This window comes from Streptomyces sp. NPDC060064, assembly GCF_042736455.1.
Lineage (GTDB): Bacteria > Actinomycetota > Actinomycetes > Streptomycetales > Streptomycetaceae > Streptomyces.
In genome coordinates this window covers 178,614-192,717 of the sequence record NZ_JBHWWF010000011.1, presented here as the reverse complement: position 1 = coordinate 192,717, position 14,104 = coordinate 178,614, and the positions used below count along the sequence as shown (strand labels likewise).

Here is a 14,104-nt window from a genome sequence, read left to right as displayed (position 1 = left end):
CCCGACCCCCCAGTCGTCGCTCGTCACCCGCACAAGTGCGCGGATCACAGCAATGGGCCCGGACACCACCGCTCTCACGGTGCTGTCCGGGCCCATCAGGCGCGGAGCCGGGGATCAGCCGTTGCGCTTCCAGCGCGGCTTGTCGTCACGGCGCCCGAAGGAGCCGGTGTTCGTGCCGGTGCTGCCACCACGGTGGTCGTCACGACGAGCGTGCGGGCGGTCGCTGGTGCCACCGGAGCGGAAGCCGCCCGCGGGACGGTCGTCGCGGCGGTCGCGGTTGAACGGGCGGTCGCTGCCACGGTGGCCGCCGGTGGGGCGGTCGTCGCGGCGGAAGCCACCGCGCTCGTTGTCACGGTTGAAGCCACCACGCTCGTTGTCACGACGGTCGTCCCGGCGGAAGCCGCCCGACGGACGGTCGTCGCGGCGGAAACCACCGGACGGACGGTCGTTGTCCCGACGGAAGCCGCCCGCAGGACGGTCGTCACGACGCTCGAACGAACGGCCACCACGGTCGTCGTCGCGGCGGAAACCACCGGACGGACGGTCGTTGTCCCGGCGGAAGCCACCACGGTCGTCACGACGCTCGAACGAACGGCCGCCACGGTCGTCACGACGGTCGTCGCGGCGGAAACCACCGGACGGACGGTCGTTGTCCCGGCGGTCGTCGCGGCGGAAGCCACCACGGTCGCCGCCACGACGGTCGAAGTTGCCCCGGTCGTCACGACGCTCAACCTGCTCCGGCACAGCCGCCGCAGCAACCGCCGCCTCGACCTCGGCCTCGGCGGCCTCGGTCACCTCGGCGACCGCCGTCTCCGGGTCGTCGCCCCGCTCGCGCGCCGCGCGCGCCACCAGGCGGTCGGCCTCCTCGCGGAGTTCGGACGCACGGCGCTGGACGCGCTCCAGCTGCTTGGTCAGGTCGACGACCTCGCGCTCCGCCTGCTTGGCGGCGTTGTTCGCGGAGTCGGCCTGGACCTCGGTCAGCGAACGGGCGCCGGTGATCTCGGCGACCTCCGGGTCGAACGCGCCCGCTCCGGCCACGATGTGGCGCGAGGCGTCGACGCCCGCGTCCTCCATCAGACGGAAGATCTGGCGGCGCTGGTGCGGCAGCGACAGCGAGACGACCGTGCCGGACTTGCCGGCGCGGGCGGTACGGCCCGAGCGGTGCAGGTAGTCCTTGTGGTCGCCGGCCGGGTCCACGTTCAGGACCAGGTCGATGCCGTCGACGTGGATACCGCGGGCGGCAACGTCGGTCGCGACAAGCGCGTTGACGTAGCCCTTCTTGAAGTCCTCGAGGACGCGGGTACGCGCGCCCTGCGTCATGCCGCCGTGCAGCGCGTCCGCCTTCACGCCCGACTCGACGAGCTGCTCGGCGATACGGTCGGCACCCAGCTGGGTGCGTACGAAGATGATGGTGCGGCCCTTGCGGGCGGCGATCGCCGCGGTGACCGGCGCCTTGTCCTTCGGCTTCACGACGAGCACGTGGTGCGTCATGGTCGTGACGTTGCCCTGGGCGCTGTCGACCTCGTGGCTGACCGGGTTGACGAGGTAGCGGCGGACGAGCGTGCCGATCTCGTTCTCCATGGTGGCGGAGAAGAGCATCCGCTGGCCGCCGGCCGGGATCTGGTCGAACAGCTCGGTGACCTCGGGCAGGAAGCCCAGGTCGGACATCTGGTCGGCCTCGTCGAGGACGGCGACCTGGACGTTCTCGAGCGAGCAGGCGCCACGGTTGATGATGTCGCGCAGTCGGCCCGGGGTGGCGACGAGGACGTCGACGCCGCGCTCGAGCGCGTAGATCTGGTTGCCCATCGACGTACCGCCGCAGACGACCTTCATCTTCAGGCCGAGTACGTCGCCGTACGGCTGCAGGGCGTCCGCGACCTGCATCGCGAGCTCACGGGTCGGGGTGAGGATGACCGCGCGGGGCTTCTTCTTCTCGGTGTGGCCGCCGGCCAGGGTGGCCAGGGTCGGCAGACCGAAGGAGAGGGTCTTGCCGGAGCCGGTACGGCCGCGGCCCAGGATGTCCTTGCCGGCCAGGGCGTCCGGAATGGTCGCGGCCTGGATCGGGAAGGGGGTGGTGACGCCGTTCTGCGCGAGCTTGCGGACGACACCCTCGGGCAGTCCGAGGTCGGCGAACGTGGACTGCGGCTCCTCGGAAGCCTCGACCGTCTCCGAGACGACCTCGAGCTCGGCCTCGATGTCGGCCTCGAGCTCGGCCTGGATCTCGGTGTCGACGGCGGCGGCCACTACGGCCTCCGCGGTCTCGTCGTTCTCGGGCATGACGGCGTGATCAGTACTGAAAGTGGACATGCGAAATGCGAAACCTTCCGGAGTCTCGGCACGCGCCCAAACTCCGTGATTCGCAATTCGACCGCCTCAATGCGGTCAGCCACGGCTAGGGAGAGTACGCGCCACGCGGCGCTCTTCTGTGTCGGCGCCGGGCAATGGGATCAAACGATCTACCACCATACGCACCCTCACCCACGTATGGCAAACCCGACCCGAGTGACCGCCGTTACACAGGTCCGACCTGCGGCGATGCCGTCGGTTCCATGCACTGCCCGTCCGCCATGCTCCCCTGCCCGTCCGCCATCCTCATCGCCCCGGCGTGCACTTCTGGCGCGGACGAGGCCGACGGGGCATCGGTCGGCTCGGACGGCTGCGGCGTGGGGCTCTCCGGCGGCAGTTCCGACGGGGTCGGCTGCGGCGACGGCTGCTCGGACGGGACCGGTCCGCCGCCGGTCGGCCCGGGATCCCGCGGCGGCTGGGGCCGCTGCCCGCTCCGCGGCGGCTGAGCCTTGGGCGGCGCGGAGGCGTTCGGACTCGCCGAGGCCTTCGCCCCCGCCCCGGCCTTCGCGTCCGGCCCGCCGTGCCCGCCGCGGGCCTGCCGACCACCGCCCGACACGCCATGCCCGCCGTCCGGTTCGCTCACCGTCCCACGCCGACCGGTCGACGAATGGGGCGCCGGCTTCCCGCCTTCGTCGTCGCTCACGCTCATACAGCCCGCCGAGGCCGCGACGGCCAGCGAGGCGGCGGCCCAGACAGCCAACCGGCCGGGGAAGGACGAGGGGACGGACGACTGGCGCACGGGGAGCACCTCCGGGGCACGGGACATGCGTTTCCCTGCCCAACTCCCTGTACCCCACAAGGGACACGCCCCGCGCGCCCCTTACGCCACCAGCCCGCGCGCCAACTCCACGCCCAGGAACACCGATCCGAGCCCGACCAGCAGTGACGCGGCCACATTCGCCACCGCCAGAAACATCCAGCCCCGCTCGGCCAGCCGCAGCGTCTCGTACGAAAACGTCGAGTACGTCGTCAGTGCGCCGCACAGCCCCGTCCCCAGCAGCGCGTACGCCCCCGAGGACACCGCCGCGCCCGAGAGCGCCCCCAGCACCAGACTCCCGGCCGCGTTGACCACGAAAGTCCCCCACGGGAACACCGAGTCGTGCCGCGCCTGCACCGCACGGTCCGTCAGATACCGCAGCGGCGCGCCGATCGCCGCGCCCACCGCCACCAGCAGCCAGTTCACCGGGTGACCGCCCGCCGGGTCACTGCCCACCGGGTGAGCGAGGCCGCCAGCCACACCGCGCCGAGCGCCCCGGCCAGCGTCCCGGACGCGTACCCCAGTGCGGTGTCCGCCTCCTCGCGAGCCAGCAGGTCCGAGAAGTCCAGTGCGTACGTCGAGAAGGTCGTGAACCCGCCGAGCACCCCCACCCCGAGGAACGGCCGCACCAGCGGATGCACCGTCCGGCCGCCCTCGCTGACCAGCACCATCAGCACTCCGATCAGCGCGCAGCCCAGCACATTGACCCAGAAGATCGCCCATGGGAACGCCCCCTCGGCGGCGGGCCACAGCACGGTGGCCGCGTACCGCGCCAGCGTCCCCGCCACGCCGCCGGCCGAGATCACGCCGAGCACCGTCCACTTGTGCCGGCCCGCGGTCTCCACGCGCTGGGCCGGCACATGCAGATCAACATCCGGATCGATCGCCTCCGCTGCGTTCGGAACTTCCGGGAGATCCGGGGTCTCCGGTACCTCAGGGACCTCCGGGACCTCAGGACGACCGGGCGGACTCATCCGTACCCCAGCGCGTGCAGCCGCTCGTCGTCGATCCCGAAGTGATGGGCGATCTCGTGCACCACGGTGATCTCGGTCTCCGCGACGACGTCCTCGCGGTCCTCGCACATCCGCAGCGTCGGCCCGCGGTAGATGGTGATCCGGTCCGGCAGCACGCCCGCGTACCACTCACCGCGATCGGTGAGCGGAGTCCCCTCGTAGAGCCCGAGCAGCTCCGGATCGTCGGCGGCCGGTTCGTCCTCGACGAACACCGCGACGTTGTCCATCAGCCGCGTCAGCTCCGGCGGGATCCTGTCCAGCGCCTCAGCGACCAGTTCCTCGAACTCCTCGCGCGTCATCTCCAGCACGTGGCCATTGTCACGTACGCCGTGCGACCGGTCGCCCCGGCATGGCTGCCCGTCGGGGTGGGCATACGGGACCAATGGCCCGCGAAGCCCCGCAACCGACCCGTTCGATCCGAGCCGCACTCACCCGGCTCCGGCGGCACTACCGCTCGCGCCACACCGGCCCCACCAGCGCCCTGGTCCACACCCCGCACCCCTGGGTCCGCGCACTGGGCCTCACCACCGTGGTCCTGCTCGGCGCCTGGCTCGGCCTGCTGATCGTCGGCAGCGTCCGTACGCCGGTGGGCCCGATGGACACCAGCATGACCCTGCGCCCGTCCCTGTCCGGCGGCACAAAGATCAACGTCTCGCCGCTCGGCGCCCTGGAGCTCGACTCCCATGTCGCACCCATCCGTCTCGACGTCGACGTCGAACAGCTCGACCCGGTCCGTTCCCAGGCCCTGGTCGAACACCCCGAACGGATCTCCGGACTCCAGGACGAGGTCGCCCGCGACGTGGCGGACGGCACCACCGAGCTGGCCGTACGCTCCTGCGTCGCCGTCGTCTCCGGCGCGACCGCACTGGGCCTCGCCGTCTACCGCCGCCCACGCCGGGCACTCGCGGCGGGCGGCCTGGCGCTCGCGCTGCTGGCAGCCTCGGGCATCTCCGCGTACGCCACCTGGAACCCGAAGTCCGTCCTTGAGCCGAGGTTCTCCGGACTGCTGTCCAGCGCCCCCTCGGTCGTCGGCAACGCCCGCTCCATCGTCACCGAATTCGACGTCTACCAGCGGGAGTTGGCGCGCCTGGTCACCAATGTCACCAAGCTGTACGACGCGACATCGACGCTCCCGACGTACCAGCCGGACCCTGGCACGATGCGGGTGCTGCACGTCTCCGACATCCATCTCAACCCGGCGGCGTGGCACATCATCGGCTCGCTCGTCGAGCAGTACGGAATCGACGTGATCATCGACTCCGGCGACACGATGGACCACGGCACCGCCGCCGAGAACGGGTTCCTCGACCCGATTCCCGACCTCGGCGCGCCGTACGTCTGGGTCCGCGGCAACCATGACTCCCGCATCACCCAGGCCTATCTCGCCCGCCTCAAGAACGTGCACGTCCTCGACGACGGCAAGGCCGTCACCCTCGCCGGCCTGCGCATCGCGGGCAGCGGCGACCCCCAGTACACCCCCGACCGCTCGATCGTCGCCCAGGGCGACCCGGCCGAACGCATGACGGGCATCCGCCTCGCCTCGGCCCTGCGCGACCAGCAGCGCGCGGGCACACCGGTCGACATCGCGGTCACCCACAACCCGGTGGCCGCGCGGGAGACCGACGGCGAGGTCCCGCTGGCGCTGGCGGGCCATGTCCACCACCGCGAGACGGAAGTACTCGCACACGGCACCCGCCTCAAGGTCGAGGGCTCGACGGGCGGCGGGGGCCTGCGCGCGGTGCAGAACGACAAACCGGAGAAGGTGCGGGCGTCGGTGCTCTATCTGGACCGTACGACCAAACGGCTGCAGGCATGGGACGAGATCACACTGGGGGGTCTGGGCCTGACGACGGCCGAGGTCAGCCGTCATCTTCCGGGGGAGAACCAGCCCGGGGCGACCCCGTCCCCGAGCAGTCCCTCCACCACTCCCTCGACCAGCCCCTCCACCACTCCCTCCGCGCCCCCCTCCCGCTCCCCGACGGCGTTGTCCTGGGGGCGCCCCGCGGACCCCCGTAAACCGTTTTGGCGATAGCTCCCCGCATCCCATATGCTTCTCACGTCCCCGACGCGCCGAAAGGCGCCCAGGTGGGCCCTTAGCCCTCATCGTCTAGTGGCCCAGGACGCCGCCCTTTCAAGGCGGTAGCACGGGTTCGAATCCCGTTGGGGGCACGCAACACTGTGTGCGAGACTCGTGCTCGCACATTGCTTGGTCCTGTGGAGCAGCTTGGAGTGCTCGCCACCCTGTCAAGGTGGAGGCCGCGGGTTCAAATCCCGTCAGGACCGCTGCGGCTCGCAAGGGCTGCGTGGCTGGGTAGCTCAGTTGGTACGAGCGATCGCCTGAAAAGCGATAGGTCGCCGGTTCGATCCCGGCCCCAGCCACAACCCGAAAGCCCCGCATCCTTCCCGGACCGGGGCTTTCGTCGTGTTCGGGGAGCGGCGCGATCCCGAAGGGCCCCGCCCGTCGGCGGGACCCTTCGGCTTCTACGCCTCTTCCTTACGTCTCTTCCCGGCGGCGCCGGCCGCGGACGCCGAGGGTGATCGACACCACCGCCGCCACCACCACGATCAGCAGTGCCCAGTCCGGGACCGCCCCGCCGAGGCCGCTCGCCCATTCCTCCGCCGCGAACGAGTCGTCGACCGACAGCAGCCCGGGCAGCGCCGTCGTGCCGTCGAAGGCGAGGAAGACCACCCCGAGCACGATGAAGAACAGGCCCGACAGCAGCGAGGTCGTATGCAGTTCGAAGCGGCCCACGCGCATCGAACGGCCGCGCAGCCAGGGGCGTTTGCCCAGGTCGAACCGTTCCCACAGGAGCGCGAGCAGGAAGAGCGGGACAGCCATGCCCAGTGCGTAGACCGCGAGGAGCAACCCGCCGTAGACGGGGCTGCCGCTCAGTGCCGCCACCGTCAGGACGCTGCCGAGGATCGGCCCCGCGCAGAAGCCCGCAAGGCCGTAGACAAGACCCAGGGCGTAGACGGAGACCGCGGTCGTCGGGCGGATGCGGCCGGAGATCTCGGCCATACGGCGCGAGGCGAAGCCCATCCCGAGGATCTGGGCCACCCCGAGCGCGATGATCAGCCAGCCGCCGACGGAGACGAGCAGATCGCGGTGGCCGTAGAAGAACCGCCCGGCGAGGGACCCGGCGGCACCCAGCGGGGCGAGCGTCGTCGCCAGTCCCGCGTAGAAGATTCCGGTACGGGCCAGCAGCTTGCCGCCCGAGTCGAGGGAGTACGCGAAGAACGCCGGGAGCAGCAGCGCGCTGCACGGGCTGAGCAGGGCGAGGAGGCCGCCGAGGAAGGCGGCCAGATAGCCGATGTCCGTCACTTGGCGGCCCGCTCCGCCGCCTCGATGGCCTCGGTGAAGGTCGCCGTCGACTGGGCCCCGGCGATGGGACGGCCGTTGATCAGGAACGAGGGGGTGGAGGTGGCGCCGAGTCCGTACGCCTCCTCCTGGTCCTTCTTCACCGCCTGACCCGCACCTTCCCCGTCCAGGTCGCGCGCGAAGCGGTCGAGGTCCTTGACCCCGGCGTCCCGCGCGAGTGCGACCAGCCGGTCCTTGGCGAAGCCCTTCTCCTTCGAGCCCTCGGCGTAGGCGGCGGCGTGGAACTGCCAGAAGCGGCCCTGCTGCCCGGCCGCCCAAGCCGCACGCGCCGCCGCCTCCGAGTCCTCACCGAAGATCGGGAAGTTGCGCCACTCGATGCGCAGGACGCCCTTGTCCACGTACTCCTTCACCAGCGCGGGCTCGGTGTCACGGGCGAACTTCCCGCAGTAGCCGCACTTGAAGTCGGCGTACTCGACCATGACGACGGGCGCGTCCGCGCGCCCCAGGGCGAGCGGGTCCCTGGCGTCGCGGCGGGCGAGTTTCGCCGGCCCGGAGTAGGCGCCGGCGCCCGGTTCGGCGGAGACCTCGGCGGCTGCGGCGGAGCCCGAAGGCGACTCGGGCCTGGTGGCGGTGTACGAGGCGATGCCGAGCAGCACCGCGGCGACGACGACACCGGCACCGATGGCGATCGGCTTACGGGAAGAGCGAGAGGAACGGGAAGCGGAAGACATGGCGGTTCGGTACTCCTGAGCGAAAGGCGAAAACGGCACGAGCGCGGCCACGCCGAAGCGCGGCCCGTCGGGCGGGCCTAAACGCGCAGGATGGAGAGGTCGACCGGTGAGGGCGTGGCCGGCGTCGGCGGTCCGCGTTCCGGGCTGATGTCCAGGGCCGTACCGTCCTGGCACCAGGGGCCGGAGCCGTCGTGGGCGTGCTGCAGTGCGGGCATCAGCTCGTACGAGGAAGAACCGCGCGGCGGGGTCGAGGGGCGCGCGCCCCTGTCGTCGTCCGGCACTCCCTTGCCGCAGCCGGGCGCCTGGCCCTGGTCGGTGACGACGACGCCCACCGCCCGGCCCTCGGCCGGCTCGGCGCTCGCATGTGCCGTCGAACACAGCAGCAGCGCGAAAAGCAGTCCCAGCAGCGCGGTCACGGTCGCCGGAAGACGGCGCCGGCACTCGCGGCTGAGCGGCATGGACGCGCTTCCCCTTGCTTCGGATCTGCTTCGGATCTTGCTACAGAACTGGACGGATCTGCTCCATACTGCACCAGCTCCTGAGCGAAATGCGTTCGCCAGTGCTTTCCCGGGGGTGCGATCCTGGGATCCGTATGTCTACTTCCTTCGCCGACCTTCAGACCCTCCTGGCCGGGGTGTCGCTGCGCGACGCCCAGCGGCTCGGCCGTCGTCTCGAAGGCGCCCGCCGCATCCGCAAGCCCGAGGCGCGGCAGGCCGTGCTGGACGAGATCGCGTCCGAGGCCGAGCGCTCCGCTGCCCGCGTCACGCGGCGCGCCGACCGGGTGCCCGAGGTCACCTACCCCGAGCAGCTGCCGGTCAGCCAGAAGAAGGACGTGATCCTCGAAGCGATACGGGACCACCAGGTCGTGATCGTCGCGGGTGAGACCGGTTCGGGCAAGACGACCCAGATCCCGAAGATCTGTCTGGAGCTGGGCCGGGGCGTACGCGGCATGATCGGCCATACACAGCCGCGCAGGCTCGCCGCCCGTACCGTGGCCGAACGCGTCGCGGAAGAGCTCCGTACCCCGCTCGGCGAGGCGGTCGGCTGGAAGGTCCGCTTCACCGACCAGGTCAATCAGGACGCCACCTTCGTCAAGCTGATGACGGACGGCATCCTCCTCGCCGAGATCCAGACGGACCGCGAGCTGAGCGCGTACGACACGATCATCATCGACGAGGCCCATGAGCGGTCCCTCAACATCGACTTCCTGCTCGGCTATCTCGCCCAGCTGCTGCCGAAGCGCCCCGACCTCAAGGTGATCATCACCTCCGCGACGATCGATCCGGAGCGCTTCTCGCGCCACTTCGGCGACGCTCCGATCGTCGAGGTCAGCGGCCGTACCTACCCCGTCGAGGTCCGCTACCGACCGCTCCTCGAGGACGAAAGCGAGGAGTCCGACCGCGATCAGATCACCGCGATCTGCGACGCCGTCGAGGAGCTCCAGTCCGAGGGCAAGGGCGACATCCTCGTCTTCCTCTCCGGCGAGCGCGAGATCCGCGACACCGCGGACGCGCTCAACAAGAAGCAGTACCGCTTCACGGAGGTACTCCCCCTCTACGCACGCCTCTCGCATGCCGAGCAGCACCGCGTCTTCCAGCCGCACACCGGCCGCCGCGTCGTCCTCGCCACAAATGTCGCCGAGACCTCGCTGACCGTCCCCGGTATCAAGTACGTGATCGACCCGGGCACCGCCCGTATCTCCCGCTACAGCCATCGCACCAAGGTCCAGCGCCTGCCCATCGAGCGGATCAGCCAGGCCAGCGCCAACCAGCGCAAGGGCCGCTGCGGCCGTACGTCCGACGGCATCTGCATCCGTCTCTACTCCGAGGACGACTTCGTCTCCCGTCCCGAGTTCACGGACGCCGAGATCCTCCGGACGAACCTGGCCTCCGTCATCCTTCAGATGACCGCGGCCGGCCTCGGCGACATCGAGAAGTTCCCCTTCATCGACCCGCCGGACCACCGCAACATCCGCGACGGTGTTCAACTCCTCCAGGAACTGGGCGCGTTCGACCCGGTCCAGAAGGATCCGAAGAAGAAGCTGACGCCGCTCGGCCGCAAGCTGAGCCAGCTGCCCGTCGACCCCCGACTGGCCCGCATGGTCATCGAGGCCGACAAGAACGGCTGCGTACGCGAGGTCATGGTGATCGCGGCCGCGCTCTCCATCCAGGACCCGCGCGAGCGGCCCGCCGACAAGCAGACGCAGGCCGACCAGCAGCACGCCCGCTTCAAGGACGAGACCTCCGACTTCCTCGCCTTCCTCAATCTCTGGCGCTATGTCCGCGAGCAGCAGAAGGAGCGCGGCTCCTCCAGCTTCCGCCGGATGTGCAAGCAGGAGTATCTGAACTTCCTGCGCATCCGCGAATGGCAGGACATCTACGCGCAGCTGCGTACAGTCGCCAAGCAGATGGGTATCCATCTCAACGAGGAGGACGCTCCCGAGCAGTCCGTCCACACCTCGCTGCTGGCCGGTCTGCTCTCGCACATCGGCCTCAAGGACACCGACAAGAACGAGTATCTGGGCGCCCGCAGCGCCAAGTTCGCGGTCTTCCCCGGCTCGGCGCTCTTCAAGAAGCCTCCGCGCTTCATCATGTCGGCGGAGCTCGTCGAGACCTCCCGGCTGTGGGCCCGCGTCAACGCCAGGGTCGAGCCGGAGTGGATCGAGCCGCTCGCCCAGCATCTGATCAAGCGCACCTACAGCGAGCCGCACTGGGAGAAGGACGCTGCGGCAGTGATGGCGTACGAGAGGGTCACGCTGTACGGCGTGCCGATCGTCGCGCAGCGCAAGGTGAACTACGGGCGGATCGACCCGGAGACGTCGCGCGATCTGTTCATCCGCAACGCGCTGGTCGAGGGCGATTGGCGTACGCACCACAAGTTCTTCGCCGACAACCGCAAACTCCTCACCGAGGTCGAGGAGTTGGAGCACCGCGCACGCCGTCGCGACATCCTGGTGGACGACGAGACGCTCTTCGACTTCTACGACCAGCGGGTGCCCGAACATGTCGTGTCGGGAGCGCACTTCGACTCCTGGTGGAAGCACAAGCGCCGGGACGAGCCCGAACTTCTCGATTTCGAGCGCGAGATGCTCATCAACGAGAAGGCCGGATCGGTCACCAAGGACGACTATCCGGACTCCTGGCGCCAGGGTGCGCTGAAGTTCCGGGTGACGTACCAGTTCGAGCCGGGCGCGGACGCGGACGGCGTGACGGTCCACATCCCTCTCCAGGTGCTGAACCAGGTCACCTCCGAGGGCTTCGACTGGCAGATCCCGGGCCTGCGCGAGGACGTGGTGATGGAGCTGATCCGCTCCCTCCCCAAGCCGATCCGTCGGCACTACGTCCCGGCGCCGAACTACGCGAAGGCGTTTCTGGAGCGGGCCGTGCCCCTGCAGGAGCCGCTGCCCACCACGCTCGCGCGTGAGCTGCAGCGCATGGTCGGCGTCCCGGTCACGGCCGACGACTTCGACCTGACCCGGATTCCCGATCACCTGAAGATCACGTTCCGGATCGTCGACGAGCGCCGCAAGAAGCTCGCCGAGGACAAGGATCTGGAGGCGCTGAAGCTTCAGCTCAAGCCGAAGGCACGCCAGGCCCTCTCCCAGGCCGCGGCGGCCGCCACGTCCGGCCCCTCGGGGGAGTCCCTGGAGCGCACGGGTCTGACCGACTGGACGATCGGCACACTGACCCGAGTCTTCGAGGCCCGCAGGGCCGGCCAGCCGGTCAAGGCATACCCGGCCCTGGTCGACGACGGCGCGAACGTCTCGGTACGCCTCTTCGACACCGAGGCCGAGCAGCAGCAGGCGATGTGGCGGGGCACGCGGCGGCTGATCCTGCTCAACATTCCGGTGAACCCTGCCAAGTTCGCCTCGGACAAGCTCAACAACCAGCAGAAGCTGGCGCTGTCCCGTAACCCTCACGGCTCGATCCAGGCGCTCTTCGACGACTGCGCCATGGCCGCGGCGGACAAGCTGATCGCCGACCACGGCGGTCCGGCCTGGGACGAGGAGTCGTTCCGCAAGCTGTACGACAAGGTGCGTGCCGACCTCGTCGACGCGACGGTACGGACCGTGGGCCAGGTGGAGCAGATCCTGGCCGCCTGGCAGGCCTGCGAGCGCCGTCTGAAGGCCACGAACAGCCTGACGCTCGTGAACAACGTCCAGGACGTACGACAGCAGCTCGCGGCCCTCATGCCGGCCGGCTTCGTCACCAGGACGGGCCTGCGGCGGCTGCCGGACCTGATGCGCTACCTGGTCGCGGTGGACCGCCGGCTGCAGCAGATGCCGACGGGCGTGCAGCGCGACACGACGCGCATGGAGAAGGTCCACGAGATGCAGGACGAGTACGCCTGGCTGCTGGAGCAGATGCCGCAGGGCCGCCCGGTCCCGCAGGAGGTCCTGGACATCCGCTGGATGATCGAGGAGCTGCGGGTGAGCTACTTCGCGCACGCGCTGGGCACGGCGTATCCGGTCTCCGACAAGCGCATCGTCAAGGCGATCGACGCGGCGGCGCCGTGACCGGCAGGGCTGCTTGCATCGAGTTCGACCGCACCCCCTGACCTGCTGTACAGTCTCTCTCGCAGCCAACGCACAGTTAGAGGCTGCGAAACCTGGTCCTGTGGAGCAGTTTGGAGTGCTCGCCACCCTGTCAAGGTGGAGGCCGCGGGTTCAAATCCCGTCAGGACCGCAGTAGATCGAAGGCCCGTATCCCTGGGGGATGCGGGCCTTCGTCGTGCCATGCCCCCACGCTGCGTCGTACGGCCGTCTTGACGGCGTCATCTGCCACCGGTACCCAGTCATTAGAGGACGGCACACACCCGGAGGTGACGTGCATGGCGGCGTCCGCAGCGAGGCAGCACGAGACCAGAGCGCTTCTACGCGCCCATCTGAAGGCCGCGTCCGGCTACCGGCATCTCACGCGGCACTGCCCCATATGCCATCGCCTCCAGCGGCTCGCCATGGAACTGCCCATGTCCGCCGCCACGTCCGTCCCCGCACTCACCCCTACAGTCGAGGACGAAGGTCCTGCGACTGAGTGACCTACGCCTCGTTACCGCCGGTTTTTTCGGTGACAGCCGCGTCTTTGGCAAGAGTTGTGCGGTGTGACGGGTGTCACCGGGTGGGTTTTCGAAAGCGGGGAACTTACCCCCTTCTTACAAGCAACCAATTTAATATGTGCAATTGCACCACCCTCCGGGCACTTCCCCGGCCGCCGGCCGCCCCCACCCTCAGCAGCCTCCACGGGTCACCCCGGCCCGTCTGCGGGCACAAAAAAGATCGCGCTGGACCCGGCGGAGTCCAGCGCGATCAATGACGAAGTCTGTTGGGGCAGACGGCCGCCATGTGGCGCTATCGGTGGGCTTGTCCGGGATGGGGGTCCCGGAAATGCCCGATCAATGGGGTGTTCAGGCCTCGCTACGCTGCTGCGGAATACCCGCAAGCAGTGCGCGGACCTCTGCCTCGCGGTACCGACGATGTCCACCGAGCGTGCGGATGGACGTGAGCTTGCCAGCCTTGGCCCAGCGGGTGACCGTCTTCGGGTCCACGCGGAACATCGTGGCAACCTCAGCCGGGGTCAGCAGCGGCTCGGCATCAGGGGTGCGAGCGGTCATGAGCGGCCTCCTCGGGAGAACCGAACCATCTCGGTTCTTTCCTCTAAATTCTGCACCTTGACCCGCGTTGCCCGAAATGGCGGACGCGGGTCGAGTCGGTTATAGGACGAACGGCTTGTCCTCGGCACTACAACTACACCATCCGTCCAGCCACGTCGGCCAAACCGATGGAATTGCCCTCTGAGGTGTTCATCAGCGGCGGAAGCCGATGGACCATGCCATAACGGACAGTCACGCCACAGTGACGATCAGTCACAGGATGATCAGGAGTCATCAGACCCCCCATAGAGTGCAATGCCGAGTAATCCGCCCTTACTTGGACGGAAGG

General features: G+C 69.3%; 12 protein-coding genes and 4 tRNA genes. 7 read left to right on the top strand and 9 right to left on the bottom strand.

Going from position 1 to position 14,104, the window contains the following annotated elements:
* Positions 1-114: 114 nt before the first annotated feature.
* The 5 genes from ACFWDI_RS16015 to ACFWDI_RS15995 form a co-directional block, all read right to left on the bottom strand.
* A complete protein-coding gene (locus tag ACFWDI_RS16015) occupies positions 115-2,307 on the bottom strand; it encodes a DEAD/DEAH box helicase (protein ID WP_385304378.1) in 2,193 nt (730 codons plus the stop codon).
* A 205-nt stretch (positions 2,308-2,512) separates the two neighbouring features.
* On the bottom strand, positions 2,513-3,112 hold the full coding sequence (locus tag ACFWDI_RS16010; RefSeq protein WP_385304375.1) for a hypothetical protein: 600 nt from the start codon (positions 3,110-3,112) through the stop codon (positions 2,513-2,515).
* Between the two features lie 54 nt (positions 3,113-3,166).
* Complete coding sequence (gene crcB, locus ACFWDI_RS16005) at positions 3,167-3,529, bottom strand: fluoride efflux transporter CrcB (RefSeq protein ID WP_362684693.1); 363 nt, start codon at positions 3,527-3,529, stop codon at positions 3,167-3,169.
* Positions 3,526-4,077 (bottom strand): fluoride efflux transporter FluC, encoded by a 552-nt coding sequence (locus ACFWDI_RS16000; RefSeq protein WP_385304374.1) that lies wholly within the window; start codon positions 4,075-4,077, stop codon positions 3,526-3,528. The genes crcB and ACFWDI_RS16000 overlap by 4 nt, the downstream gene beginning before the upstream one ends.
* Positions 4,074-4,424: a metallopeptidase family protein gene (locus ACFWDI_RS15995; protein WP_327324599.1), complete on the bottom strand. Its 351-nt coding sequence runs from the start codon at positions 4,422-4,424 to the stop codon at positions 4,074-4,076. Before ACFWDI_RS15995 ends, ACFWDI_RS16000 begins: the two co-directional genes overlap by 4 nt.
* 74 nt (positions 4,425-4,498) lie before the next feature.
* On the opposite strand from ACFWDI_RS15995, the gene ACFWDI_RS15990 reads away from it, so the two are divergent.
* The 4 genes from ACFWDI_RS15990 to ACFWDI_RS15975 all read left to right on the top strand — a co-directional run bounded on the left by ACFWDI_RS15990 (position 4,499) and on the right by ACFWDI_RS15975 (position 6,495).
* Complete coding sequence (locus ACFWDI_RS15990; RefSeq protein ID WP_385304373.1) at positions 4,499-6,148, top strand: metallophosphoesterase; 1,650 nt, start codon at positions 4,499-4,501, stop codon at positions 6,146-6,148.
* 64 nt (positions 6,149-6,212) lie between these two features.
* A tRNA-Glu gene (locus ACFWDI_RS15985) sits at positions 6,213-6,285 on the top strand.
* Positions 6,286-6,324: 39 nt separating this feature from the next.
* Positions 6,325-6,399, top strand: a tRNA-Asp gene (locus ACFWDI_RS15980).
* Positions 6,400-6,421: 22 nt separating this feature from the next.
* Positions 6,422-6,495, top strand: a tRNA-Phe gene (locus ACFWDI_RS15975).
* A 115-nt stretch (positions 6,496-6,610) separates the two neighbouring features.
* Here ACFWDI_RS15975 and ACFWDI_RS15970 read toward each other — a convergent pair.
* The 3 genes from ACFWDI_RS15970 to ACFWDI_RS15960 form a co-directional block, all read right to left on the bottom strand.
* The gene (locus tag ACFWDI_RS15970) at positions 6,611-7,438 is read right to left on the bottom strand and encodes a cytochrome c biogenesis CcdA family protein (protein ID WP_385304371.1); all 828 of its coding nucleotides are present in this window, start codon (positions 7,436-7,438) and stop codon (positions 6,611-6,613) included.
* Positions 7,435-8,166, bottom strand: a complete 732-nt coding sequence (locus ACFWDI_RS15965; protein WP_385304370.1) for a DsbA family protein — start codon at positions 8,164-8,166, stop codon at positions 7,435-7,437. Before ACFWDI_RS15965 ends, ACFWDI_RS15970 begins: the two co-directional genes overlap by 4 nt.
* Before the next feature lie 77 nt (positions 8,167-8,243).
* Entirely contained in the window at positions 8,244-8,624 is a 381-nt protein-coding gene (locus tag ACFWDI_RS15960) for a hypothetical protein (RefSeq protein WP_385304368.1), read from the bottom strand.
* 134 nt (positions 8,625-8,758) lie between these two features.
* Between ACFWDI_RS15960 and hrpA the strand changes: the two genes are divergently transcribed.
* The 3 genes from hrpA to ACFWDI_RS15945 all read left to right on the top strand — a co-directional run bounded on the left by hrpA (position 8,759) and on the right by ACFWDI_RS15945 (position 13,203).
* Positions 8,759-12,682: an ATP-dependent RNA helicase HrpA gene (gene hrpA / locus ACFWDI_RS15955; protein ID WP_385304367.1), complete on the top strand. Its 3,924-nt coding sequence runs from the start codon at positions 8,759-8,761 to the stop codon at positions 12,680-12,682.
* A 94-nt stretch (positions 12,683-12,776) separates the two neighbouring features.
* Positions 12,777-12,851 (top strand) — tRNA-Asp (locus ACFWDI_RS15950).
* 145 nt (positions 12,852-12,996) lie between these two features.
* A complete protein-coding gene (locus tag ACFWDI_RS15945; RefSeq protein WP_385304366.1) occupies positions 12,997-13,203 on the top strand; it encodes a DUF6274 family protein in 207 nt (68 codons plus the stop codon).
* Between the two features lie 366 nt (positions 13,204-13,569).
* Here the strand turns inward: ACFWDI_RS15945 and bldC are convergent, their stop codons facing one another.
* Positions 13,570-13,776, bottom strand: coding sequence for a developmental transcriptional regulator BldC (gene bldC, locus ACFWDI_RS15940; protein WP_003949541.1), 207 nt, complete (start codon positions 13,774-13,776; stop codon positions 13,570-13,572).
* Positions 13,777-14,104 lie beyond the last annotated feature (328 nt).